Below are 24,110 nucleotides of genomic sequence, written 5' to 3' on the forward strand. Positions count from 1 at the left end.
TCCAAACCGAATTCCATTTGTGGGAGTGAGCCTGCTCGCGAATGCGGTGTGTCATCCAGATGCATCAGTGCCTGACAGGACCCCTTCGCGAGCAAGCTCGCTCCCACATGGGCATTGGTCGTGGCGGAGATTTCGGTCCAAACCGAATTCCATTTGTGGGAGTGAGCCTGCTCGCGAATGCGGTGTGTCATCCAGATGCATCAGTGCCTGACAGGACCCCTTCGCGAGCAAGCTCGCTCCCACATGGGCATTGGTCGTGGCGGAGATTTCGGTCCAAACCGAATTCCATTTGTGGGAGTGAGCCTGCTCGCGAAGGCGTCAGTCCATTCGACGCATCTCTGTCAGATCACCTCCCAGCCACCCCCCAGCGCTTTGTACAAGGCGATGCTCGCCTGCAACCGCGACAGGCGCAGTTGCACGTTGAGGTCTTGCGCCGCATACAGCGTGCGCTGGGTTTGCAGGACGGTGAGCAGGTCTTCGGCGCCGGCCTGGTAGCGACTCTGGGCGATGTCGAAGGCGGTTTGTGCCTGGCTCAGTTCTTCGCTTTGCCATTGCCGTTGTTCGTCGAGGCCACGAATGCTGCTGAGGGCTTTTTCGACGTCGGCGAAGCCGTTGGTGATTGCCCCGCGATAGGTCTCCAGCAATTCGTCCTGCCGCGCCTTGGCCTTGTCGCGTTCGGCGCTGAGGCGGCCGTTGTTGAAGATCGGCGCGGTCAGCCCCGAGGACAGGTTGTAGAACGTCGTGCGCAGCAAATCGGCGGCCAGATCAGCGCCGCTGCCGAGACTGGCGGTCAGGGTGATTTTCGGCAGCATCGCGGCGCGGGCGACGGTGACATCAGCCTGGGCTGCGGCGAGCTTGGCCTCGGCGCTGGCAATGTCTGGACGCCGACTGAGCAAGTCGCTCGGCACGCCGCTGGCGATGTCCGGCCAGTGCAATTGGGCGAAGGATTGCTCGGGCAACGGCAACGCTTGCACCGGTTGGCCGAGCAGGGCGGCGAGGCTGATCAGTGCTTCGCGGGCCTGTTGTTGCACCAGCGGCAGGCGACGCTGTTGTTCGGCCACCAGGCTTTTCTGCTGGGCCAGTTCCAGCGCGGTGGCGCTGCCAGCGTCGAAACGGGTCTGCACCAGATGCAGCACATTCTGCGCATTTTTCAGATTGAGTTCGGCAATGCGCGCCTGCTCACGCAATGCCAGGGCCTGGGTGTAACTGTTGGCGACGCCGCTGAGCAAGGTCAACTCGACGGTGGCGCGGTCGAACTCGCTGGCCTGCACGCCGAACACGGCACTGTCGCGGGCGGCACGCTTGCCGCCCCAGAAATCGATTTCGTAACTGGCGCTGAGCTCGGCATCGTAATAGTCCAGCGAACGATTCTCCGGGCTGACATCCAATTGGCTGTAGCCCTTGCCGTGGATCAGTTTCTGCCGGTTGGCATTCAAACCGGCCTTGAGCTCGGGCAGCAGCGGGGCGCCGGCGATGGTTGCGCTGGCCTCGGCCTGTCTGGCTCGCGCCACGGCGGCGGCGAGGTCGTAGCTGCCCAGCCGCGCCTGTTCCACCAGCCGCTCCAGCTCGGGGCTGCCGAATTGCGTCCACCATTGCCGATTGCTCTGCAGCGCGCCGGGGATGTCGGCGGACTGCCACGCGCTCGGTGGCTGCACGCCGCTGTCGAGGCGCGGCGCCGGGCTGCTGCAGGCCGCCAGCAACAGGCTGGCGGCGAGGAACGTCAGTCGCACTTTCATAGGTCGATCATTCACTGGTAAGGGCCGTGACCGGGTCAAGCCGGGCAGCTTTGCGGGCCGGCATAAAGCCGAAAATGACGCCGGTGACCAGCGCACAGGCAAACGCACCGATCACCGCCAGCGCTTGAAAGGCAATCGCCACGCCGCTGAGCAACAACACGCCGCCAACCAGCAGCGCCAGGCCGATGCCGGCAATTCCGCCGACCACCGAAAGCATCAGCGCTTCAGTGAGAAACTGACGGAGGATGTCGCGCTGACGGGCGCCGGTGGCCATGCGAATACCGATCTCGCGGGTACGTTCGCGTACCGTCATGAGCATGATGTTCATCACGCCGATACCGCCGACCAGCAGGGAAATCGCCGCAATTGCCCCCAGCATCAGCGACAGCGTGCCTTGCGTGCGCGCTTCGGCCTGGATCATCGCGGCATTGTTGGTCAGCTCGAAATCCTTCTTGCCGTGGTGCCGGCGCAACATCGCCTGCTCGATGGCCTGTTCGGCGTCCTTGACCTTGCGCGCGTCCTTGGCGGCAATCACCACGTATTGCGGATTGCGGCTGCCGAACAGTCGCGTGCTCGCCGCCGAATAGGGCACGGCGATGCGGTTGTCGCTATCGGAGTCGCCGGAGCTGGCGCCTTTTTCGGCAAGCACGCCGAGGATCTGGAACGGCACGTTTTCGATGAGGATGTATTGGCCGATGGGGTCGGCGACATCCTTGAGCAATTTGTCGCGGACCTTGGTGCCGATCACCGCGACGGCGGCGGCGCTGTCCTCGTCGGCCTGGGTGAAGTAACTGCCCTGGATCACCGGCCAGTTGAAAATCTGCGGAAAGTTGGTGTCATTGCCACCGACGTAACTGCTGTGGTCAGCATTGCCAAAGCGCACCCCAGCGGTCGAGCCGTTGACCGGCATGATTCGTTCCACCTGAGGCAGGGCGGACAGTTCGGCGACGTCGTCGAGGGTGATGATGCCCTCCGGCGTGCGCGGGTTCGGCGCCGAGCCGCTGAGGTAAATGATGTTCGAGCCGAACGCACCCATTTGCGCCATGACCTGACGCTTGCTGCCTTCGCCGACGGCGAGCATGACCACCACCGAGGCCACGCCAATGACGATGCCCAGCAGGGTCAGCGCCGTGCGAAAGCGGTTGATCCACATCACCCGCCACGCCGCTTGTACAGCGTCGAGCAGTTCACCTTTCCAGGCGCCGGTCTGGCTGCTGCCGTTGCTCAGGCGCTGGCGCAGGTCGACCGCTTGCAACGCGCCGGGATTGGCCACAGGCGGCGCGCAGGCGTGCTCGGCGCTGTCACTGATGATCAGGCCGTCACGGATTTCGATGATGCGTTTGGCCCGTTGCGCCACTTCGCGGTCGTGGGTGATGAGGATCACCACATGGCCTTGATCGGCGAGTTCGTCGAGCAGGCTCATGACCTCGGCGCCGCTGTGGCTGTCGAGGGCGCCGGTCGGCTCGTCGGCGAGGATGATATGGCCGCCGTTCATCAGCGCACGGGCAATCGACACTCGCTGTTGCTGACCGCCGGAAAGTTGGTGCGGACGGTTGCCGGTGCGAGTGCCGAGGCCGAGACGTTCCAGCAGTGCGTGAGCTCGGGCATGCCGCTCGGCGGCCGGGGTGCCGGCATAGATCGCTGGCATCTCGACGTTTTCCTGGGCCGAGCCGGACGGGATCAGGTGATAGCCCTGAAAGACAAACCCGAAGGCTTCGCGGCGCAGCCAGGCCAGTTCATCGCTGTCCAGCTGCGCGACATTTTCCCCGGCGAACAGATACTCGCCGCTGGTGGGGCGGTCGAGGCAACCGAGGATGTTCATCAGCGTCGATTTGCCCGAACCGGAGGCGCCGACGATGGCAACGAACTCGCCGGCGTGGATCGACAGATCGATCCCGCGCAGCACTTCCACCAGCGGGCTGTCATCACCGCCGTAGGCTTTGCGGATCTGCCTCAGGTCGATCAGGGGCGTGTGCATTCAGCCTCCATGACCAGCGGCCGGCGCGCTGAGAACATGCTCGCCCTCGGCCAGACCTTCCAGCACCTGGGTGCGCAGGCGATCGCTGATGCCGGTGCGCACTTCCCGCGTTTGAATATCACCGTTGGCAGCGACGATCTGCGCTCGCTGCCACTGCGGACGCGAGCCCGGTTGCAGGGTGGCAGTCGGCACGGTCAAAGTGTCTTGCGCCTGTTCGGCGACAAAGAACACCTGGGCGGTCATGTCGGTCATCAGGCTGTGATCGGCGTTGTCGACGTCGAGCAGCACGGTATAAAGAACCACGCGTTCGCTGCCGCTGCGGCCGCTGGTAGGACTGCCGCCCTGATTCTGTTCAAGCGGACGCGGCGGCACCGGCAGGATCTGCCGCACGGTGCTGCTCCAGCGCCGAGTGCCGCCGCTGAGCGTGGTGAAGTAGGCGGTCATGCCCGGTTTGACGTGGCCGATGTCGGCCTCTGAAACCTCGGCCCACACCGTCATCGGCGACAGCCGGGCGATGCGCAGGATCAGCGGGGTCTGTTGTTGCGCGTTGAGGGTCTGGCCTTCGCGCGCCCCGACGGCGACCACGGTGCCGCTCATCGGCGCGTAGATGCGCGTGTAACCGAGTTCGGCCTCGTCGCTGCGCAGGCTGGCCTGGGCCTGACGGATCTGCGCCTGGAACATGTCGATCCGCGCCTGGGTTGCGCGGACCTCGGCGCGCGCGGTCTGCACGTCTTCTTCGCGGGTGGCGCCACCGGCGGCGAGTTTCTGCTGGCGCTGGTATTTCTGCTGCGCCAGATCGTGCTGGGCACGTTGCTCCTGCAACTGCGCCTTGAGGTTTTCGATGGAAAAACGCCCGGCATCGAGCTTGGCTTTCTGTGTCGACGGGTCGATTTCAACCAGCAACTGGCCTTCCTTGACCGTATCGCCGGCCTCGACGTGAATCTTCTGAATCTGCCCCGAAGCCTGTGCGCCGACATCCACATAGCGGCGCGGCTGCAAGGTGCCGAGCGCTGTCACGCTGTTTTCGATATCGCCGCGGCTGACCTGCACAGTGGCAACGGCGTCGCGACCGGGTGGCAAGACTTGCCAGGCAGCGACGGCGATCACGGGAATCAGACAGAGGGCGGCAAACAGCGCGCGACGGGCGGGGCGGGGACGATTCATGCAGGGTTCCGGCCAGTGGTTGCGGCCCGTCGCAAGGCACGACAGACACAGGGGCTGTCCTGTAAACGAGGCATGGGCGACGGAATTTAGCCGCAGACACATCGAGTTACCGCACGCCGGGCCACGACTATTTGTCCGGGATATGGAATCAACTCTTTAAATCTATATGAGAATTACTATAAATTACGCACCTCAAGTTGCCACTATCTTGCTACTGCGTGATTCGCAGGTCTGATCAGTGCGCTCAAGGACAGAAACGGCATCGATGCGGTCGGGAGTCATGTTGGAAAACTACTATCGTGAGCTGGTGTGTTTCCTCAACGCCAGACTGGGCAACCGTCAGGTCGCCGAGGATGTGGTGCATGACGCCTATGTACGGGTGCTGGAGCGCTCCAGCGAGGTGCCGATCGAACAACCCCGGGCCTTCCTTTATCGCACCGCGCTGAACTTGGTTATCGACGATCACCGCCGCAACGCGCTGCGCCAGGTCGAATCGCTGGACGTGCTCGACAACGAAGAGCGCTATTTCACCCCGTCCCCCCATGGCACCCTCGATCACGGCCAGCGTCTGGAAATGCTCCAGCGCGCACTGGCCGAGTTGCCGCCGCTGTGCCGCGACAGTTTTCTGCTGCGCAAGATCGAAGGAATGTCCCATCCGGAAATCGCCCAGACCCTCGGCATCTCCCGGGCACTGGTGGAAAAACACATCGTCAACGCCATGAAGCATTGCCGCTTGCGCATCCAGCAATGGGATGGCCAGTGAGCCGCACCGGTTAAATTTCCTTTCATCGTCCTCGTTCCTACTCAACAGACGACCTGCTGACCTGATTCAGGCCGGTCAGGCCACCCAGGCTTTATTTCCCCGCGTTGAGGGGTTCATCCAGAGGACACTGGAAATGACACAGGCAATTGCATCGCCCATCGTTCACGACCTGATCGGCGTCGGTTTCGGCCCTTCGAACCTGGCACTGGCCATCGCTCTGCAGGAACGCGGCCGGATCCAGGGCGAACTGGATGTGCTGTTCCTCGACAAGCAGGCCACTTACAGCTGGCACGGCAACACCTTGTCGACGCAGAGCGAGTTGCAGATCTCCTTCCTCAAGGACCTGGTGACCCTGCGCAATCCGACCAGCCCGTACTCGTTCGTCAATTACCTCAAGCACCACGGGCGTCTGGTCGACTTCATCAACCTCGGCACCTTTTATCCATGCCGCATGGAGTACAACGACTACCTGCGCTGGGTGGCCGGGCAGTTCACCGCGCAGAGCCGTTATGGCGAAGAAGTGCAGTTCATCGAACCGGTATTGCACAACCAGCAGGTCGAAGCCTTGCGGGTGATTTCCCGGGGCAGCGACGGCCAGCAATTCGTGCGTACCACGCGTTCGGTGGTGGTCAGCGCTGGCGGCACACCGCGCATTCCGGAGGCGTTCAAGGCGCTGAAGGGCGATCATCGGGTGTTCCACCATTCGCAGTATCTGTCGCAAATGGCCAGGCAGCCGTGCGTGAACAACCAACCGATGAGCATCGCCATCATCGGCGGCGGGCAGAGCGCGGCGGAAGCCTTTATCGACCTGAATGATTCGTTCCCGTCGGTGCAGGTCGACATGATCCTGCGCGGCTCGGCGTTGAAGCCTGCGGATGACAGCCCGTTCGTCAACGAAGTGTTCTCGCCGGAATTCACTGATCTGGTGTTCCAGCAGAACAGCGTCGAGCGCGAGCGTCTGGTCAACGAGTACCACAACACCAACTATTCGGTGGTCGACATCGACCTGATCGAACGCATCTACGGCATCTTCTACCGGCAGAAGGTTTCCGGGATTGCCCGTCATGCGTTCCGCACCCTGACCACCGTCGAGAGCGCCACTGCCACGGCAAACGGCATCGAACTGGCCGTGCGCAACAACGCCACCGGCGAAGTCACGGTGCGAATCTATGACGCCGTGGTGCTGGCCACCGGTTACGAGCGGCAGATGCACCGCAAGTTGCTCGCGCCGCTGGAGGAATACCTCGGTGAGTTCGAGGTCGATCGCAACTACAAACTGATCACCGACGAGCGCTGCAAGGCCGGCATTTATATGCAGGGCTTCTGCCAGGCCAGCCATGGCCTGAGCGATACGCTGCTGTCGGTGCTGCCGATTCGCGCCGACGAAATCGCCGGCTCGCTGTACGAGCATGGCAAACAGCGCGGGCACAGCCGCTCGGTGGCGGAGCTGTTGTTGGCGACTGCCAGCTGAAGTATGCGGCGCCTGTCACACCGCTTTCGCGAGCAGGCTCGCTCCCACAATGGTTCTGTGAATGCAGGCCAAAATCTGGGAGCGAGCCTGCTTGCGAAGGGGCCATGGAAAGCCCCACAGATGATCGTTCCCACGCTCTGCGTGGGAATGCCGCCCGGGACGCTCCGCGTCCCTTTCAGAAGCCGAACGCGGAGCGTCCGATGAGGCGTTCCTACGCTGAGCGCAGGAACGATCACGGGGAAATTCTGAACCCTTCCTGAACACCCCCCACATTCCCCGAAAACACCTCTTCCAGCCGTTTCGCTGCGGGCGTAAGCTGCGCGCGTTTTCATCAATTGCGGAGACCCACAGTGGGTACTTGTTCGAGTGACAGTTGTCGGCCGGTCTCGATCACCGGCAGATTCTCGGCAAGATAACGCGCAGCCTTTCCCTGCCGTTGTCTCGCCGTAACAGCGAGCAGCGGCATCCCGTGCACGACCCGTTCCGGATCGTGTCTCGACGTCCTTCTCATCGACGCTGAAACAAGCGTGCTGACGACCTCAATCGTCATCGCAGCCTATCGACACGCCTGTCGTTCCCGACGGGCGCGCCACGCCTTACCGTGCCGGTTTTCCCGGTGCCAGGGCGCGGCGGTACCTGCTCGACGGTTTCCCGGCTGACCACAGGGGACACAGCCATGAAACTCACGCTCAAGGAATTTTTCGCAGGCTTTCTGCGCAGCCGCCACATCGCCCGGCACTTCCGTCGTCTGGCGCTGCTGGATTCGATCAATGACACCACGGTCAGCCGTGAAGTGCCGCCGACGCTGGCCAACACGCTGGTCGCTGCCGCCCATGAAGACAGCGCTGCGTTGCTGTCATCGCTGGGCACGCACGGCGAGGGGCTCACCGAGGTCGAGGCCGATACTCTGCGCGCGCAACATGGCCTCAACGAGGTCGAACACGAGCAGCCGCTGCCGTGGTGGACCCATCTGGGGCACTGCTACAAAAACCCGTTCAACCTGCTGCTGACTCTGCTCGCGGTGATCTCCTGGCTCACCGAAGACCTCAAGGCGGCCGTGGTGATTTTCTCCATGGTGGTGCTGTCGACGCTGCTGCGCTTCTGGCAGGAGAGCAAGTCCAATCTGGCCGCCGATGCGCTCAAAGCCATGGTCAGCAACACCGCTACGGTGCTGCGCCGCGATGGGCCACGGCGGGAGCTGCCGATCAAGCAACTGGTGCCCGGCGATCTCATCGTGCTCTCGGCCGGCGACATGATTCCCGCCGATTGCCGCGTGCTCAGCGCCAAGGATCTGTTCGTCAGCCAGGCAGCAATGACCGGTGAATCGATGCCGGTGGAGAAATTCACCCGGCCCACCGATCGCGACACGTGTAACCCGCTGGAGCTGGACAATATTCTGTTCATGGGCACCAACGTTGTCTCCGGCAGCGCGATTGCGCTGATTCTCACCACCGGCAACAGCACCTACTTCGGTGCGCTGGCGCAACGCGTCGGCGCGACGGACCGGGCGGTGACCTCGTTTCAGCAGGGCGTCAACAAGGTCAGCTGGCTGCTGATCCGCTTCATGTTCGTCATGGCGCCACTGGTACTGTTCATCAACGGTTTCACCAAGGGCGACTGGAGCGAAGCGCTGCTCTTCGCGCTGTCAATTGCGGTCGGCCTGACCCCGGAAATGCTGCCGATGATCGTCACCTCGACCCTGGCCAAAGGCGCCGTGTTTCTGTCGCGCAAAAAGGTCATCGTCAAACGCCTCGACGCGATCCAGAACTTCGGCGCCATGGACGTGCTGTGCACCGACAAGACCGGCACCCTGACTCAGGACAAGATATTTCTGGCGCGTAATGTCGACGTCTGGGGTGAGGATTCTGACGCTGTGCTGGAACTGGCCTACCTGAACAGCTACTACCAGACCGGCCTGAAAAACCTGCTGGATGTCGCCGTGCTCGAACACGTGGAAGTCCATCGCGAACTCAAGGTCGGCAGCGTGTTTCGCAAGGTCGATGAGATCCCCTTCGATTTCAATCGCCGGCGCATGTCGGTGGTGGTGGAGGGCCGCGGTCAGCCCCATCAACTGATCTGCAAAGGCGCGGTGGAAGAAGTGCTGGCGGTGTGCAGTCGGGTGCGTCACGGCGAGGTCGATGAAGTCTTGAGCGATGAATTGCTGGCGCGGATTCGCCAAGTCACCGGCGCCTTCAACGCTGAAGGTCTGCGCGTGGTGGCGGTCGCGGCTCGCTCAATGCCAGCAGGGCGCGAGATTTACAGCCTGGCCGATGAGCAGGAACTGACGCTGATCGGTTACGTGGCGTTCCTCGATCCACCGAAGGAAAGCACCGCGCCAGCGCTCAAGGCCCTGGCCGAGCATGGCGTGGCGGTCAAGGTGCTGACCGGTGACAACGAACTGGTGACGGCGAAAATCTGCCGTGAGGTCGGCCTCGCGCAACAGGGTTTGCTGCTGGGCAATGACATTGAGCGCATGAGCGATGCCGAACTGGCCGTGGCGGTTGAGACGACCAACGTCTTCGCCAGACTGACGCCATCGCACAAAGAGCGCATCGTCGGCATTCTCAAGGGCAACGGCCATGTGGTCGGGTTCATGGGCGACGGCATCAACGACGCGCCGGCGCTGCGCAGCGCCGACATCGGCATTTCCGTGGACAGCGCGGTGGACATCGCCAAGGAAGCGGCGGATATCATCCTGTTGGAAAAAAGCCTGATGGTGCTGGAGGAGGGCGTGCTCGAAGGGCGGCGCACCTTCGCCAACATGCTCAAGTACATCAAGATGACTGCCAGCTCCAACTTCGGCAATGTGTTCTCGGTGCTGGTTGCCAGCGCGTTCATCCCGTTCCTGCCGATGCTGCCGATGCACCTGCTGGTGCAGAACCTGCTCTACGATATTTCGCAGATCGCCATTCCGTTCGATAACGTCGACGACGAGATGCTGAAACAGCCGCAGCGCTGGCAGCCGGCAGACGTCGGGCGCTTCATGCTGTTTTTCGGTCCGATCAGTTCGATCTTCGATATCACGACGTTCGCCTTGATGTGGTACGTGTTCGACGCCAATACCCCGGATCATCAGACGCTGTTCCAGTCCGGCTGGTTCGTGGTCGGGTTGCTGACCCAGACGCTGATCGTGCACATGATCCGCACGCCGAAGATCCCGTTCCTGCAAAGCCGCGCCGCCATGCCGCTGCTGGTGATGACCGGGGTCATCATGGCGGTCGGCATCTTCCTGCCAATGGGGCCGCTGGCGCATTACTTCAAGTTGCAGGCGCTGCCGTCGCTGTATTTCGTGTTTCTGCCGGTGATTCTGCTGGCGTACATGGCGCTGACCCAAGCCGTTAAAGGCTTCTACATCCGCCGGTTCGGCTGGCAATAACCGCCATGGAATGCTTTCCCCTGTGGGAGCGAGCCTGCTCGCGAAGGCGTCGTGTCAGTCAGTACACCTCTGACTGGTATAGCCCCTTCGCGAGCAGGCTCGCTCCCGCAGGGGATATTGGTGCGTCAGGGCCGCCGGATGAATGACCAAATTTTTAGGAAAAGTCCTACAGAGCTATCGCCGACGCTTGCGTAGTCTTGCCCTCCCCAAACCTCACCGGGAGAATGACCATGAGCAACAAAGCGTTGCGCATCCTGATCGCCGACCCGCAGCATTTTCATCGCATGAAAATCGAGCGCCTGTTCAACGCGCTCGGCTACTACCGCGTCGCCCCGGTGCAGACTCTCGGCGAACTGTTGACCCTGGTCGACTATGGCTGCGAGCCGTTCGATGTGCTGGTGATCAATGCCGAACTGGCGGCAGGCTCTCTCGATCTGCTGGGCTTTCTGCTCGATAACCCACAGGTTCGCCATGCTCTGATCTACAACGAACCGTCGGCACCTTTGCAGGCGGCTGCCGGGTTTGCTCAGGAAAACGCGCAGATCAGCCCGACGCCATTGCCCAATTCACAGCTCATCGGGCAGGTAATGGCGAGAGTCGAAACTTGCGACGAACGCCAGGCAGCGCCTGACGCCCACGCATCGTTGCGCCATGCCAATGCATAAAAAAACACTCTGCACAACTGTCAGACCTGACAGGTGATTCTCTTGCCCATCCATGTAACAGTGCCGGCGCAGCCACCGACTCCGGGACAGACTGTTGCGGTGTCTTCGATTTTGCAGGAGTCCCAATGAAGTCAGCGCTGATCGTCGATGACCATCCAGTCGTGCGCGCGGCCATTCGGATCGTTCTGCAGGCTCAAGGCTTCACCCGGATTCATGAAGCGTCCAATGGCAATGAAGTCGTGCCGTTGATCTGCGCGCATGATCCGCACCTGGTTGTGCTCGATCTGGGGCTGGGATCGATGGACGGTCTGGAAGTGCTGACGCGAATCCAGATCAAGGCGCCAACGGCGCGTTGCCGGGTGCTGGTGTTCAGCATGCATGAGCCCACGCATTACCAGGAGCGCTGTCTGCGCGCCGGCGCACGGGGCTACGTGACCAAGAGCAATCAACTGACTCTGCTGCACGAAGCCATCAAGGCATTGATGTCCGGCCACACTTATTTCTCCGCATTGCCCAATACCAGCGGTCTGTACAACGCCGTGCAACGCACGGAAAAGGAGCTGATCGCGCAGCTGTCCGATCGAGAGTTATGCATCTTCGTGAATCTGGCGCTGGGCAAACCGAACAAGGCCATCGCTTTGGAAATGCACCTGAGTCACAAAACCGTCAGCACCTACAAGACCCGCATGATGGCGAAACTTGGCCTGGGTTCGCTGGTGCTTCTGCGTGAGTTCGCCAAGCGCAATCACTTGATCTGAGTACCCCGACATGATGCAGGGACTGCGGGTTTTATTGCTGTGGCTGGGGCTTGTTGCCTCGGTCGGGGCGAATGACCAGCCGCAGACGCTGGAGGTGCTGGCGCGCCTCGAACCGGGAAGTATCCAGGTCCGCCTCGATGATCGGGAGCGCCAGTGGCTGCGTGAGCATCCAGTCTTGCGCATGGGCATCTCCGGCCCGGATTACCCGCCCTTCGAAATCACCCGCAATCAGCATGAGCTGGAAGGGCTGACCGCCGATTACGCCGATCTGCTGGCGCAACTGCTCGGCATCAGGATCGAAGTGCGGCGTTTCGCCGATCGTCCCGCACTGATGGCCGCACTCAAGCGCGCTGACGTCGAACTCCTGGGCACCTCGAACAGTTTCGAAGCCGCCGATCCGGCTTTCGTTCTGTCGCGGCCGTATGCTGAAGATCAGCCGATGCTGGTGACGCGTCATGACGAGAAACTGCCTGCTGACCTTGCAGGCAAACGCATCGCCATGGTCGAGGATTACCTGCCGCTGACCCATGTTCAGGCGTTCTACCCCGGCGCCCACGTACAGCTTTACGCTTCGGCCATGGATGCACTCGGCGCGGTCGCCTTCGGTGCCGACGACGTGTACCTGGGCGACTTCATCAGCGCCAACTATCTGATCAACACCAATTATCGCAACGACCTGCAATTGGCCGGGCCGTCGGGCCTTGATGCCAATCCGTTCGCCTTTGCGTTGTTGCGCAGCGATGTGGTGCTCAAACGCATCGTCGACAAGGCCTTGCTGGCCGTGCCGATGGAGCGTCGCCATCTGATCGAACAGCGCTGGAGCGTCGGCCTCGCCGAGATGGCCGAACAGTCGCGGGTACAGCTCAGCGCCGCCGAGCAGCAGTGGCTGGATCAGCACCCGGTGGTGCGGGTCGGCGCTGTCGAAGACTTCGCGCCGTTGGCGTTTTTCGATGCTGATGGACGCTTCAATGGGCTGGCAGCGCAGTTGCTGGGCCTGATTGCGCAGCGCAGCGGGCTGAATTTCGAGATTGTCCGTGGCACCTCCTTGAACGATCAGTTCGAGCAGCTCCAGGCCGGCGCACTCGATGTTCTGCCGGTGGTGACGCCGAGCACCGAGCGGGAAGCGCAGCTGCAATTCACCCGCGCCTATCTGAACAATCCGTTCGTGCTGGTCAGCGCAGCGAACGGACCACATCCATTGCCGCTCGACGAACTGGCGGGCAAACGCCTGGCGATCTATCGCGGCCACCCGTTGCGCGAATACCTGCTGCAACGGGTTCCCGGCCTGCGTCTGGTCGAAGTCAAAAGCCCCGCCGAAGGCATGGCGCTGATTGCCCGTGGACAGGTCGACGTGACGGTAAGCTCGTTGCTGGTGGCGCGTTTTCTGATCGCCCGCCAATACCGCGACCGCCTGCGTATTACCGGCACCGTAGGCGATCAGCCGGCGCGCATCGCTTTGGCCACGGCGCCGCAGTCGGCGCTGCTGCACTCGATCCTGAACAAGGCGTTGCTGAGCATCGCGCCGCAGCAAATGGATGAACTGGTCGAGCGCTGGAGCCACGATGTGGTGGTGGAGGACAGCTATTGGTCGCGCCATCGCCGCGAGATTCTGCTTGGTTTTGCCGGCGCCGCAGGCTTGCTGCTGCTGGCCCTGATCTGGATCGGCTGGCAGCGTCGGCAGATTTATCAGCGCCAGCAATGGTTGTTGCAACTGCAACAGGCCAAGGACGCAGCGGATGAGGCCAATCGGGCCAAAAGCACTTTCCTGGCGACCATGAGCCACGAGATCCGCACACCGATGAACGCCTTGATCGGCATGCTCGAACTGGCGCTCAAGCGCGCAGAGGAGGGCGTGACTGATCGACTGGCAATTCAGGTGGCGTCGAATGCCGGCCAGCAATTATTGGCGTTGATTGGCGACATTCTCGACATCGCCCGTATCGAGTCGGGGCATTTGTCCCTCACGCCCGAGCGGGCCAACCTGCGCGAGACGGTGTTATCGATGTGTCGGGTTTTCGAAGGGCTGGCGCGGCAGAAACGGCTCTTGTGGCGCATCGAACTTGATCCGCGCGCCGACGTGGATGTGCTGATTGATCCGACGCGCTTCAAACAGGTGCTGTCGAACCTGTTGAGCAATGCGATCAAATTCACCGAGGTGGGTGAGGTGAGTTTGCGCTTGCAGGTCATCGCCATGACCGACGCTGAAGTGGACTTGCTGTTGCGCATCGAAGACAACGGCATCGGCATCAGCGACGAAGATCAAAAGCGCCTGTTCAGCCCATTCGTTCAAGCGAGCAATAGCCTTCAAGCGGCGCGCAGCGGTTCCGGCCTGGGGCTGGTGATCAGCCGTAACCTCTGCGAAATGATGGGCGGCACGCTAAGTCTCGATAGTGATCTCGGGCAAGGCACGCGCGTGGAAATGCATCTGTCCTTGCCGCTGTTGACAGCTGTGACGACCACACTGGCAACGCCCGAGGCGGCAGCCGCTACCTGTGTATTAAGCGTGTTGGTGGTGGACGATCACCCGGTCAATCGTTTGCTGATGTGTTGGCAACTTAGTGAACTCGGGCATCGCACGGTAGACGTTGGCGATGGTGAACAGGGGCTGGACCGCTGGCGAGCCCAGGCCTTCGATGTCGTCATCACCGACTGCAACATGCCGCGACGCAATGGCTATGAGCTGGCGCGCACCATTCGAGATGAAGAGGCCGCCAGCGGCCGCAGGCCCTGTCTTATCCTCGGTTTTACGGCCAATGCGCAGGTCGAAGAGCGCCTGCGCTGTCTGGATGCCGGCATGGATGGCTGCCTGTTCAAACCGATTCGCTTGCATGATCTGGCTGAAGCCCTGAAAGGCGCTCATCGTTGCGAGCGCCACGAAGATGAACCGCCAAGTGCCGAGCCCGTCGAGATTGATCTGAGTGCCCTGGAGCAGATGGCCGGTGCCGATCACTCGTTGATCGAGCGTTTGCGCAAGGAAGTCGGCAATAGCTTGCGCGACGATCTGCAGGCTTTGGATCAGACCCGCGTCGGCGACCGCAACGGCCTGCGTGAGCTGGCCCATCGCATCAGGGGCGGTGCGCAAATGGTTGGGGCAGCGCGGGTTGTTGCGGCGTGTGCAGATCTGGACACGGCATGCCGAGAAGGTGAAAACGCGTTTATCGAGCGTGCCATCGACAGGTTGCGCGAAGCCATGCACGGCCTCGCACGGTGCCTCTGAACCAATGCAGTCTCCTGTGGGAGCGAGTCTGCTCGCGAAATGCGCGCCGCTGCTCAATTGTTCTGCATATGGAACACTCAAGCCGATTTGCACCCTCTAGTCGAATATTCGATATGCCCTTACGCTTAATCCAATGCATTCACCCATTGGAGACCCCATGAAAAACATCATCGGCATTTACACCAGCCCGCGCGGCCATTGGGTCGGCGATGGTTTCCCGGTGCGCACGCTGTTTTCCTATGACAACCTGGGCAAGCACATCAGCCCGTTTCTGCTGCTCGATCACGCCGGTCCCGCCGAATTCACCCCGACCACTGAACAGCGTGGCGTCGGCCAGCACCCGCACCGTGGTTTCGAAACCGTGACCATCGTTTACGACGGCGAAGTGCAACACCGCGATTCCACCGGCAGTGGCGGCACCATCGGCCCGGGTGATGTGCAGTGGATGACCGCAGCGTCCGGCATCCTTCATGAAGAATTCCACTCGGAAAACTTCGCCCGAACCGGCGGCAAGCTGGAAATGGTCCAGCTGTGGGTCAACCTGCCGGCCAAGGACAAAATGGCCGCGCCGGGTTACCAGACCATTCTCGACCGCGACATTCCGAGCATCGCGCTCAAGGACCACGCCGGCAGCCTGCGTCTGATCGCCGGCGAATTCGATGGGCACACCGGACCGTCACGGACTTTTACGCCAATCGACGTGTGGGATCTGCGCCTCAATGCCGGCAAGTTGCTGACGCTTGATCTGCACGAAGGACGTAATACCGCGCTGGTGGTGTTGAAGGGTTCGGTGCAGGTCAACGGCGCGGAATCGGTTGGGGTAGGGCAGTTGGCGCTGTTCGAACGCGACGGTGATCGACTCACCCTCCAGGCCAGCGAAGACGCGGTGGTATTGCTGCTCAGTGGCGAGCCGATAGACGAACCGATCGTCGGCCATGGCCCGTTCGTGATGAACACCGAGCAGGAAATCCACCAGGCCTTCGCCGACTTCCAGTCCGGGCGCTTTGGCCAGATGCACCCTTAACGCAAAAAGAACCTGTAGGAGCTGCCGAGGGCTGCGATCTTTTGATCTGATCGTTCCCACGCTCTGCGTGGGAATGCAGCCGGGGACGCTCCGCGTCCCACAGCCTCAAGATCGCAGCCTTCGTCAGCTCCTTCAGGGTTTTGCAGTGTTTGTAAGCCGGTGCTCCTCCACCGAAATCAATTGCTCCTACACTGTGCCAATCTGTGCGATCTTCTCGCGATTGGCCTTTGTCGGAGTTGTTTGATGCTGTCTCTGCTGACCGAACACCCGTTGTTTAGCGCGTTGATCCTGATCCTGCTCGATCTTGGCCTGTGGCGGCTGATCAGCTCTCGCGGCAGCGAATGGAAGCTGCTGGTGCGGGTGCTGATTTTCGCCCTGTTCAGCATTGTGCTGTTCAACGAAGGCCTCAACCCGATGGAGCCGGCGCCGTGGGCCGACAACGTGCCGCTGCATCTGGCGGCGACCGGGTTGCAGATCGGTTGGTGGCTGTTTGGTGCGCGGACCCTGACGGTGCTGATCGGCGCGGTGATGATGCAGCGGGTCGGCCATACCGGCCGGCTGTTGCAGGACTTGCTCGGCGCGGTGATTTTCCTCATCGCCATCATTGCGGCGCTGGCGTACGTGCTCGATCTGCCAGTCAAAGGCGTGCTGGCGACGTCCGGCGCGTTGGCGATCATTGTCGGCCTGGCTTTGCAGAGCACCTTGAGCGACGTGTTCTCCGGCATCGTCCTCAACACCACCAAGCCCTATCAACTTGATGACTGGATCTCCATCGACGGCACCGAGGGCCGCGTCACCGACATCGACTGGCGCGCCACGCGTCTGCAAACCAGTCAGGGCAGCATGGCCGTGATTCCCAACTCGCTGGCGGCGAAAGCCAAAATCATCAACTTCAGCCGACCGAGCAATATGTTCGGCGTTTCCGTCAGCGTGCCCGTCAGCCCCCATGCCCGACCCAGTTCGGTAATCGAGGCGCTGGAGCGAGCGATGCAGGGTTGTCGGCAATTGCTCGACACACCGGCGCCGAGCGTGTCGTTGAAGAGTTCTGCCAGCGGCGGCGCGGAATACGAAATCAGCGGGTTTGTCGCCTCGATGGGCGAGAAGCGCGTGGTGCGCAATCAGTTGTTCGACCTCGCTTACCGGCATTTGCAGGCGTCCGGGGTCAACCTGCTGTCCAGCAACGAGACCAGCGCCGCACCGCAGTTGTCGCGGCCACGGGCGCTGCTGGAAAGCTCACCGATCTTCTCGACTCTGCGTGAAGAAGAAAAAGACACCTTCAGCCAGAACATGACTCTGCAAACTTTCCGCGTCGGCGAAACGATTCTCGCGGGCGGGGAGGTCAGCGATCATTTGTTCATCATTGAATCCGGCGTGGTATCGGTGACGCTCAAGCGCCATGGCGCACCCCTGGAATCCGGGCGCATGGGGCCGGGCGAGGTGATCGGCGAGGCCGGGATTCTTTCCGACACCGCGCTGCCGGCGGATTTTTCCGCGAAGACTTTCTGCGCCCTGTATCGCATCGAGAAGTCCTACCTGAAACCGTGCCTGGACGCGCGCCATGACATTCATGATGCGATGCAGGCGTTGCTCGATTTCCGTCTGCACAAGGCGCAGTCGCTGACCGAGGACGCGCCCGTGGTCGCGCCGAAAAGAGGCTTTCTGCAATGGCTGCGTAATCGCGTCTGAGCTGTCGCTTTGTGATTCGATGCAACCTGCGCGGCGTTCTCAGGGTCACAATTTGCAATCCCACCGGGCAGGAGTTGCAGACGATGAAAAACCTGCGAATCGCCACCTTCAACGTCAACGGCATGCGCGCGCGGCTGCCGAATCTGCTGGAATGGCTCAAGCGCGAGCAACCGGACATCGTCTGCCTGCAAGAGCTCAAGTCAGTGGACAGCGCATTTCCCGCCGCCGAGCTGGAGGCCGCCGGTTACGGCGCAATCTGGCAGGGCCAGGCGTCATGGAATGGCGTGGCGATTCTGGCGCGTGATGCGCAGCCGTTGGAGAGTCGACGCGGTTTGCCCGGCGATCCCGATGACACCCACAGCCGCTATATCGAAGCGGCGGTGCACGGTGTGCTGGTCGGTTGCCTGTATCTGCCCAATGGCAACCCGCAGCCGGGGCCGAAATTCGATTACAAACTGGCCTGGTTCGAGCGTCTGATCAATTACGCCAATGACCTGCAAAGCAGCGATCACCCGGTGGTGCTGGCCGGTGACTTCAATGTCGTGCCCACCGACATGGACATCTACAACACCCGCTCCTGGCTCAAGGACGCCTTGTTGCAACCTGAAAGCCGCGAGTGCTACCAGCGGCTGCTGGATCAGGGCTGGACCGATTCTCTGCGCCACGTGTATCCCGAAGAGCGCCTCTACACCTTCTGGGACTATTTCCGTAACCATTGGCAAACAAACTCCGGCCTGCGCATCGACCACCTGCTGCTCAACCCGGCATTGAGCCCGTATCTGCATGACGCCGGCGTCGACGCCTGGGTGCGCAACGAACCGCACGCCAGCGACCATGCACCGACATGGATTCGCATCGCTTCGCGGAAAAAGCGCTGAGCGGGCGATTGGCGAAATCAATTGTCAGAAGCCGTGCTTGATCCCGTATACAGGGCAATAACCACGCAGTGTTCTGCGGCCCATGCATAAGGATCGAGCAATGAGTGCGCCACGGCTGACCAATACCAATCTGTACCTGCAACGTCTGGGTTTCGATGCGCCGCCGCCACCGACGCTGGATACCTTGCGTCAGTTGCAACTGCGCCATACCGCCGAATTTGTTTTCGAGAATCTGGCTACGGTCATGGGTGAACCGGTGTCGATCGACCTAAACTCCATCGAAAGCAAGGTGCTGCAGCAAGGGCGGGGCGGCTACTGCTATGAGCTCAATCATTTGTTTTATGCGCTGCTGCTTGAATTGGGCTTCGACGCGCGGGCGATCAGCGGGCGCGTGGTGATGAATCAACCGGAAGGCAGCTGGACGGCGCGCACCCATCGTCTGAGTCTGGTGACCATCGACACAGTGCGTTACATCACCGACGTCGGCTTTGGCGGCATGGTGCCGACCGCACCGCTGCTGCTCGACAGCGAAGGGGAACAACCGACTCCGCATGAGCCTTACCGCATCGACAAGCAAACCGATGGCTACCTGCTGCGCGCCAAAGTCGCAGGCGAATGGCGGCCGATGTACCTGTTCGATTTGCAACGCCAGGAAGACATTGATTACACCGTCGGCAACTGGTACGTCTCCACCCATCCCGAGTCACCTTTTGCCCAGCGCCTGATGGTTGCGCGCACCGGCGCTGGTTGGCGCAAAACCCTGAACAACGGCAGTTTTGCCATTCATTACATGGGTGCGGACAGTGAGCGGCGCGAGGTGGCGGACGTCGACGAGCTGATGAAATTGCTGCGGCGCGAGTTCGATCTTCAGGTGCCTGATTCACCGCGTGTGCAACAAGCGCTGGCTCGGGTCATCGCGCCAGCCTCCATCTAAGGCTTTGCATCAGGCTCCAATACGCGACGGATTTCGCCGATGGCCGCTGACAGCTTTCGCTCGAGACTCTTGAGATCGGTGGCGGTGATGCCTTTCTTGAATTGCCCCGTCAGACCTGAATCGTCAGCGCTTCCCTGCTGGCGTGGGCCATCAAGCAGAGCATGGCGCAGGGTGTTGTTGATCACAGTCTGGTAGCCAAAGCCCTCGGTTTCCGCGGCGGTACGCGCCGCTTCGATCACCGCGTCATCAAGCATGATAGTGATGCGGGTCTTGCCCTTGCTCGGCGCTACTGCGCCGCGTTTACCTGCGGAAAAGTCATATTCGTCTTTCATCGTTCAAGCCTCCTTAACTCCCGTCGTAATTGAATCACTGATTTGATTATGCATACTTTATATGTATAAAAAAGAGCGCGACTACACCGTCGGTCGCCGTGAACACTTCAGCCTAGTGGGCACTGGCGCGAGCGCAGCGGGGATGTGTTGCCGAATTTGTTGGGGCAAGAAGCGCAGGCTAGAAGGTTGGATGGCTACCTAACCATTATGTGACTGACAAGTTGTATACAACTCTATGGACATTTGTCCTGAGTATTGAATACAGTGTGCGCATAACAAAAACCAGGGAACCCCCCACCATGAAAACGCCCCATGTTTCACACCAACGGCCCGAGGATGAAAACCTCGGGGTCGGCGCGAATATGGCTTACGGCCTGCAACATGTTCTGACCATGTACGGCGGTATCGTTGCGGTGCCACTGATCATTGGCCAGGCGGCCGGTCTGTCGCCGGCGGACATTGGTCTGTTGATTGCTGCTTCATTGTTTGCGGGGGGGCTGGCGACGTTGCTGCAAACCCTGGGTCTGCCGTTTTTTGGCTGTCAGCTGCCGCTGGTCCAGGGCGTATCGTTCTCCGGCGTGGCGACCATGGTTGCGATCGTCAGCAGCGGCGGGGAGGGCGGTTTCCAATCGGTGCTGGGTGCCGTGATTGCCGCCTCGTTGATCGGCTTGCTGATCACGCCGGTGTTTTCACGCATCACCAAGTTCTTTCCGCCGCTGGTCACCGGCATTGTGATCACCACCATCGGCCTGACGCTGATGCCGGTGGCCGCACGCTGGGCGATGGGCGGCAACAGCCACGCGCCGGACTTCGGCAGCATGCAGAACATCGGTCTGGCGGCGGTCACGCTGGTGCTGGTGTTGCTGCTGAGCAAGGTTGGCAGCGCGGCCATTTCTCGGCTGTCGATTCTGCTGGCCATGGTCATCGGCACGGTGCTGGCGGTGTTCCTTGGCATGGCGGATTTCTCCAGTGTCACCACCGGCCCCATGTTCGGCTTCCCGACACCGTTCCACTTCGGCATGCCGACCTTCCATTTCGCCGCGATCCTGTCGATGTGCATTGTGGTCATGGTGACGCTGGTGGAAACCTCGGCGGACATCCTCGCCGTGGGCGAGATCATTGACACCAAGGTAGATTCCAAACGCTTGGGCAACGGCCTGCGTGCCGACATGCTGTCGAGCATGTTTGCGCCGATCTTCGGTTCGTTTACGCAAAGTGCTTTCGCGCAAAACGTCGGTCTGGTGGCGGTGACCGGGATCAAGAGCCGTTTCGTGGTGGCCACCGGCGGTCTGTTCCTGGTGGTGCTCGGCCTGCTGCCGTTCATGGGCCGGGTGATTGCTGCAGTGCCGACTTCGGTCCTTGGCGGCGCAGGGATCGTGCTGTTCGGCACCGTGGCGGCGAGTGGCATCCGCACGTTGTCGAAGGTGGACTACCGCAACAACGTCAACCTGATCATCGTTGCCACCTCGATCGGTTTCGGCATGATCCCGATCGCCGCGCCGAACTTCTACGATCATTTCCCGAGCTGGTTCGCGACGATTTTCCATTCGGGCATCAGTTCATCGGCAATCATGGCGATCCTGCTCAACCTGGCGTTCAACCACTTCACGACCGGCAACTCGGATCAACAGTCGGTGTTCGCCGCAGCGGAAGAGCGCACCCTGCGTTATCGCGATCTCGCCGCGCTGCGTGAAGGCGATTACTTCAGCGACGGCAAGCTGCATGACTGCGATGGCAAGGAAGTGCCGGTGATCGAGCCGGATGACCACGACCATGGCCACGGCGCGCCTAAGGTTCAGGTGAAAAGCAGCGAACATGTCTGACCGCTGCGTCTGAAACAGAAAAGGCCGATCTGCCCACGCAGATCGGCCTTTTGGTATTTTTCGTGCGCCCACAAAAAAGCCCCTGAACCTTGCGATTCAGGGGCTTTGCTATTTGGCTCCACAACCTGGACTCGAACCAGGGACCCAGTGATTAACAGTCACTTGCTCTACCAACTGAGCTATTGCGGAATTGGTGCGTATGTTACTGATTCAAAAAGAGAAGTCAAGCATCGCCGGGCAACTTTTGCGATTCGTCGGGACGGACGGCATTTTGTCAGCGATTGGCGGTTACCAGAAAGGCCTCAGAGGTCTACCATGGCAGCCCGGAAGTGGTCACACGCGCTGCCGGCCATTCGCCGCAAAGGTACGCGCCATGATTCAAATCACTCGCAACACCGAGGTGCCTGCATGAGCACCGCACAGATCAGCCTGCCCAAAGGGATCGGCCCGCACGCCGAAAAACTTTTCGATGCAATCACCGGGGCAAGCACCGCCGAAGAATTGAACCGCGCTGGCGGCAAGGCTGAAGGTTTCGTCCTTGGTCTAGAAAGCAGCAAGGCCATCAAGAGCCAGGTCGCCGAATCGCTGTATGTGATTTACGACGATGCTGCCACTCAACGCGCGGCCGAGCTGGCTTAACTGCCGAAGGTAATCGTGCCGAGCATCAGCTTGGCATAGGCCGCCGTCGCCGCCAGTTGCACCAGCCACAGGGCCAGGCCACCGAGGAATACCCCGGTGGCGACTTGCAGCACCAGGCTCTTTTCACGCTTGGCCGGAGCGCGCGGGATGAAATCATCCAGGTCGTCACGGTCGGCGCGCAGGTTGTCGTTTTTCATGTGGGTTCTCTTCAAAAATCTCGGGTGTACACAAAACCGGTAGGAGCTGCGGAACGCTGCGATCTTTTGATCTTAGAAACAAGATCAAAAGATCGCAGCCTCGTTGCACTCGTCAGCTCCTACACTTTGAATTGTGTGCAGTCTAGAGGTTGCAAGGCGTTTCCAGAGACAAATAAAAACGGGAAGCCCAAAAGGCTTCCCGTTTTTCATCACTGGCCGAAATCAGATGACCTGAACGATCGCGTCCGTCACAGCCTTGATGTTGCTCTGGTTCAGCGCGGCCACGCAGATGCGGCCGGTGTCCAGGGCGTAGATGCCGAACTCGTTGCGCAGGCGATGCACTTGTTCAGTGGTCAGGCCGGAGTAGGAGAACATGCCGCGCTGACGACCGACGAAGCTGAAATCGCGGCCCGGCGCCTTTTCCGCCAGCAGGGCAACCATCTGCTCGCGCATGCCGCGAATACGCAGACGCATCTCGGCCAGTTCGGCTTCCCACTGCGCGCGCAGTTCCGGGCTGTTCAGCACCGCAGCAACGATGCTGGCGCCGTGGGTCGGCGGGTTGGAGTAGTTGGTGCGGATCACGCGCTTGACCTGCGACAGCACGCGCGCGCTTTCTTCTTTCGATTCGCTGATGATCGACAGTGCGCCGACGCGTTCGCCGTACAGCGAGAACGACTTGGAGAACGAGCTCGAGACGAAAAAGGTCAGGCCGGATTCGGCGAACAGGCGCACAGCGGCGGCGTCTTCATCGATGCCGTCGCCGAAACCCTGGTAAGCCATGTCGAGGAACGGTACGTGACCTTTGGCCTTGACCACTTCCAGTACCTTGTTCCAGTCCGCCGGGGTCAGGTCGACGCCGGTCGGGTTGTGGCAGCAAGCATGCAGGACAACGATCGAGCCGTTCGGCAGGGCGTTGAGGTCGTCGAGCATGCCGGCACGGTTCACGTCATGGGTGGCAGCGTCGTAGTAACGGTAGTTCTGCACCGGGAAACCAGCGGTTTCGAACAGCGCGCGGTGGTTTTCCCAGCTCGGGTCGCTGATCGCCACGACGGCGTTCGGCAGCAGTTGCTTGAGGAAGTCGGCACCGATTTTCAGTGCGCCGGTCCCGCCGACGGCCTGAGTGGTGATGACGCGACCGGCGCTGATCAGCGGCGAGTCGTTGCCGAACAGCAGTTTCTGCACGGCCTGGTCGTAGGCAGCGATGCCATCGATCGGCAGGTAACCGCGCGAAGCGTGTTGCGCGACGCGAATCGTCTCGGCTTCGATCACCGCGCGCAGCAGTGGAATTCGCCCCTCTTCGTTGCAGTACACGCCCACGCCCAGGTTGACCTTGGTGGTCCGGGTATCGGCGTTGAATGCTTCGTTGAGGCCCAGGATTGGATCGCGGGGTGCCATTTCGACAGCGGAGAACAGGCTCATTATTACGGCGGCTCTGAATGGAGAGTGGAGGGACGTGTCGCGCTCCAGCC

The 24,110-nt window shown here is 61.1% G+C and carries 18 protein-coding genes and 1 tRNA gene; 12 read left to right on the forward strand and 7 right to left on the reverse strand.

Annotated elements, in window-relative coordinates:
• Positions 1 to 341: 341 nt before the first annotated feature.
• The 3 genes from D8U60_RS05145 to D8U60_RS05155 are packed head-to-tail and all read right to left on the reverse strand — an operon-like array spanning position 342 to position 4,878.
• A complete protein-coding gene (locus tag D8U60_RS05145; protein WP_130899629.1) occupies positions 342 to 1,736 on the reverse strand; it encodes an efflux transporter outer membrane subunit in 1,395 nt (464 codons plus the stop codon).
• A 7-nt stretch (positions 1,737 to 1,743) separates the two neighbouring features.
• A complete protein-coding gene (locus tag D8U60_RS05150; RefSeq protein ID WP_130899630.1) occupies positions 1,744 to 3,714 on the reverse strand; it encodes a MacB family efflux pump subunit in 1,971 nt (656 codons plus the stop codon).
• Positions 3,715 to 4,878 (reverse strand): efflux RND transporter periplasmic adaptor subunit, encoded by a 1,164-nt coding sequence (locus tag D8U60_RS05155; RefSeq protein ID WP_130899631.1) that lies wholly within the window; start codon positions 4,876 to 4,878, stop codon positions 3,715 to 3,717.
• A gap of 280 nt (positions 4,879 to 5,158) precedes the next feature.
• Between D8U60_RS05155 and D8U60_RS05160 the strand changes: the two genes are divergently transcribed.
• The 10 genes from D8U60_RS05160 (at position 5,159) to D8U60_RS05210 (ending at position 19,650) form a co-directional block, all read left to right on the forward strand.
• Positions 5,159 to 5,641: a sigma-70 family RNA polymerase sigma factor gene (locus D8U60_RS05160; RefSeq protein ID WP_016773904.1), complete on the forward strand. Its 483-nt coding sequence runs from the start codon at positions 5,159 to 5,161 to the stop codon at positions 5,639 to 5,641.
• A gap of 133 nt (positions 5,642 to 5,774) precedes the next feature.
• A complete protein-coding gene (locus tag D8U60_RS05165) occupies positions 5,775 to 7,112 on the forward strand; it encodes a SidA/IucD/PvdA family monooxygenase (RefSeq protein WP_016773905.1) in 1,338 nt (445 codons plus the stop codon).
• A 676-nt stretch (positions 7,113 to 7,788) separates the two neighbouring features.
• Positions 7,789 to 10,488 carry a magnesium-translocating P-type ATPase gene (mgtA, locus tag D8U60_RS05175; protein ID WP_130899633.1) on the forward strand — a complete coding sequence of 900 codons (2,700 nt, stop codon included), beginning with the start codon at positions 7,789 to 7,791 and terminating at the stop codon, positions 10,486 to 10,488.
• A 230-nt stretch (positions 10,489 to 10,718) separates the two neighbouring features.
• The gene (locus D8U60_RS05180; protein WP_122881560.1) at positions 10,719 to 11,153 is read left to right on the forward strand and encodes a chemotaxis protein CheY; all 435 of its coding nucleotides are present in this window, start codon (positions 10,719 to 10,721) and stop codon (positions 11,151 to 11,153) included.
• Between the two features lie 125 nt (positions 11,154 to 11,278).
• Complete coding sequence (locus D8U60_RS05185; RefSeq protein WP_024012369.1) at positions 11,279 to 11,911, forward strand: response regulator transcription factor; 633 nt, start codon at positions 11,279 to 11,281, stop codon at positions 11,909 to 11,911.
• A 10-nt stretch (positions 11,912 to 11,921) separates the two neighbouring features.
• Entirely contained in the window at positions 11,922 to 15,128 is a 3,207-nt protein-coding gene (locus tag D8U60_RS05190) for a transporter substrate-binding domain-containing protein (protein ID WP_130899634.1), read from the forward strand.
• A 157-nt stretch (positions 15,129 to 15,285) separates the two neighbouring features.
• Positions 15,286 to 16,152 carry a pirin family protein gene (locus tag D8U60_RS05195; RefSeq protein WP_130899635.1) on the forward strand — a complete coding sequence of 289 codons (867 nt, stop codon included), beginning with the start codon at positions 15,286 to 15,288 and terminating at the stop codon, positions 16,150 to 16,152.
• 243 nt (positions 16,153 to 16,395) lie between these two features.
• Positions 16,396 to 17,838: a mechanosensitive ion channel family protein gene (locus D8U60_RS05200; RefSeq protein ID WP_125918422.1), complete on the forward strand. Its 1,443-nt coding sequence runs from the start codon at positions 16,396 to 16,398 to the stop codon at positions 17,836 to 17,838.
• Between the two features lie 83 nt (positions 17,839 to 17,921).
• Positions 17,922 to 18,716 carry an exodeoxyribonuclease III gene (gene xth / locus D8U60_RS05205; RefSeq protein ID WP_130899636.1) on the forward strand — a complete coding sequence of 265 codons (795 nt, stop codon included), beginning with the start codon at positions 17,922 to 17,924 and terminating at the stop codon, positions 18,714 to 18,716.
• Between the two features lie 100 nt (positions 18,717 to 18,816).
• On the forward strand, positions 18,817 to 19,650 hold the full coding sequence (locus D8U60_RS05210) for an arylamine N-acetyltransferase (protein WP_130899637.1): 834 nt from the start codon (positions 18,817 to 18,819) through the stop codon (positions 19,648 to 19,650).
• Here the strand turns inward: D8U60_RS05210 and D8U60_RS05215 are convergent.
• Positions 19,647 to 19,982 (reverse strand): BrnA antitoxin family protein, encoded by a 336-nt coding sequence (locus D8U60_RS05215; RefSeq protein WP_130899638.1) that lies wholly within the window; start codon positions 19,980 to 19,982, stop codon positions 19,647 to 19,649. The two genes, D8U60_RS05210 and D8U60_RS05215, sit on opposite strands and share 4 nt — an antisense overlap.
• Before the next feature lie 299 nt (positions 19,983 to 20,281).
• On the opposite strand from D8U60_RS05215, the gene D8U60_RS05220 reads away from it, so the two are divergent.
• On the forward strand, positions 20,282 to 21,805 hold the full coding sequence (locus D8U60_RS05220) for a nucleobase:cation symporter-2 family protein (RefSeq protein WP_130899639.1): 1,524 nt from the start codon (positions 20,282 to 20,284) through the stop codon (positions 21,803 to 21,805).
• 113 nt (positions 21,806 to 21,918) lie between these two features.
• On the opposite strand, the gene D8U60_RS05225 is transcribed toward D8U60_RS05220, so the two are convergent.
• Positions 21,919 to 21,994 (reverse strand) — tRNA-Asn (locus D8U60_RS05225).
• Between the two features lie 219 nt (positions 21,995 to 22,213).
• Between D8U60_RS05225 and D8U60_RS05230 the strand changes: the two genes are divergently transcribed.
• Positions 22,214 to 22,444: a hypothetical protein gene (locus tag D8U60_RS05230; protein WP_122506462.1), complete on the forward strand. Its 231-nt coding sequence runs from the start codon at positions 22,214 to 22,216 to the stop codon at positions 22,442 to 22,444.
• Here the strand turns inward: D8U60_RS05230 and D8U60_RS05235 are convergent.
• Together D8U60_RS05235 and D8U60_RS05240 are read right to left on the reverse strand one after the other, a co-directional pair.
• Positions 22,441 to 22,641, reverse strand: coding sequence for a hypothetical protein (locus D8U60_RS05235; RefSeq protein WP_016773917.1), 201 nt, complete (start codon positions 22,639 to 22,641; stop codon positions 22,441 to 22,443). The genes D8U60_RS05230 and D8U60_RS05235 overlap by 4 nt on opposite strands.
• Positions 22,642 to 22,863: 222 nt before the next feature.
• Positions 22,864 to 24,060: an amino acid aminotransferase gene (locus D8U60_RS05240; protein WP_016773918.1), complete on the reverse strand. Its 1,197-nt coding sequence runs from the start codon at positions 24,058 to 24,060 to the stop codon at positions 22,864 to 22,866.
• Between the last annotated feature and the right edge of the window lie 50 nt (positions 24,061 to 24,110).

Origin of the sequence: Pseudomonas sp. Sample_11 (assembly GCF_004307505.1) — a bacterium.
Lineage (GTDB): Bacteria > Pseudomonadota > Gammaproteobacteria > Pseudomonadales > Pseudomonadaceae > Aquipseudomonas > Aquipseudomonas atacamensis.

Bases quoted from the DNA above. Each gene is read 5' to 3' on its own strand.
- D8U60_RS05145 (WP_130899629.1), bottom strand. From the start codon at position 1,736: ATGAAAGTGCGACTGACGTTCCTCGCCGCCAGCCTGTTGCTGGCGGCC.
- D8U60_RS05150 (WP_130899630.1), bottom strand. From the start codon at position 3,714: ATGCACACGCCCCTGATCGACCTGAGGCAGATCCGCAAAGCCTACGGC.
- D8U60_RS05155 (WP_130899631.1), bottom strand. From the start codon at position 4,878: ATGAATCGTCCCCGCCCCGCCCGTCGCGCGCTGTTTGCCGCCCTCTGT.
- D8U60_RS05160 (WP_016773904.1), top strand. From the start codon at position 5,159: ATGTTGGAAAACTACTATCGTGAGCTGGTGTGTTTCCTCAACGCCAGA.
- D8U60_RS05165 (WP_016773905.1), top strand. From the start codon at position 5,775: ATGACACAGGCAATTGCATCGCCCATCGTTCACGACCTGATCGGCGTC.
- mgtA (WP_130899633.1), top strand. From the start codon at position 7,789: ATGAAACTCACGCTCAAGGAATTTTTCGCAGGCTTTCTGCGCAGCCGC.
- D8U60_RS05180 (WP_122881560.1), top strand. From the start codon at position 10,719: ATGAGCAACAAAGCGTTGCGCATCCTGATCGCCGACCCGCAGCATTTT.
- D8U60_RS05185 (WP_024012369.1), top strand. From the start codon at position 11,279: ATGAAGTCAGCGCTGATCGTCGATGACCATCCAGTCGTGCGCGCGGCC.
- D8U60_RS05190 (WP_130899634.1), top strand. From the start codon at position 11,922: ATGATGCAGGGACTGCGGGTTTTATTGCTGTGGCTGGGGCTTGTTGCC.
- D8U60_RS05195 (WP_130899635.1), top strand. From the start codon at position 15,286: ATGAAAAACATCATCGGCATTTACACCAGCCCGCGCGGCCATTGGGTC.
- D8U60_RS05200 (WP_125918422.1), top strand. From the start codon at position 16,396: ATGCTGTCTCTGCTGACCGAACACCCGTTGTTTAGCGCGTTGATCCTG.
- xth (WP_130899636.1), top strand. From the start codon at position 17,922: ATGAAAAACCTGCGAATCGCCACCTTCAACGTCAACGGCATGCGCGCG.
- D8U60_RS05210 (WP_130899637.1), top strand. From the start codon at position 18,817: ATGAGTGCGCCACGGCTGACCAATACCAATCTGTACCTGCAACGTCTG.
- D8U60_RS05215 (WP_130899638.1), bottom strand. From the start codon at position 19,982: ATGAAAGACGAATATGACTTTTCCGCAGGTAAACGCGGCGCAGTAGCG.
- D8U60_RS05220 (WP_130899639.1), top strand. From the start codon at position 20,282: ATGAAAACGCCCCATGTTTCACACCAACGGCCCGAGGATGAAAACCTC.
- D8U60_RS05230 (WP_122506462.1), top strand. From the start codon at position 22,214: ATGAGCACCGCACAGATCAGCCTGCCCAAAGGGATCGGCCCGCACGCC.
- D8U60_RS05235 (WP_016773917.1), bottom strand. From the start codon at position 22,641: ATGAAAAACGACAACCTGCGCGCCGACCGTGACGACCTGGATGATTTC.
- D8U60_RS05240 (WP_016773918.1), bottom strand. From the start codon at position 24,060: ATGAGCCTGTTCTCCGCTGTCGAAATGGCACCCCGCGATCCAATCCTG.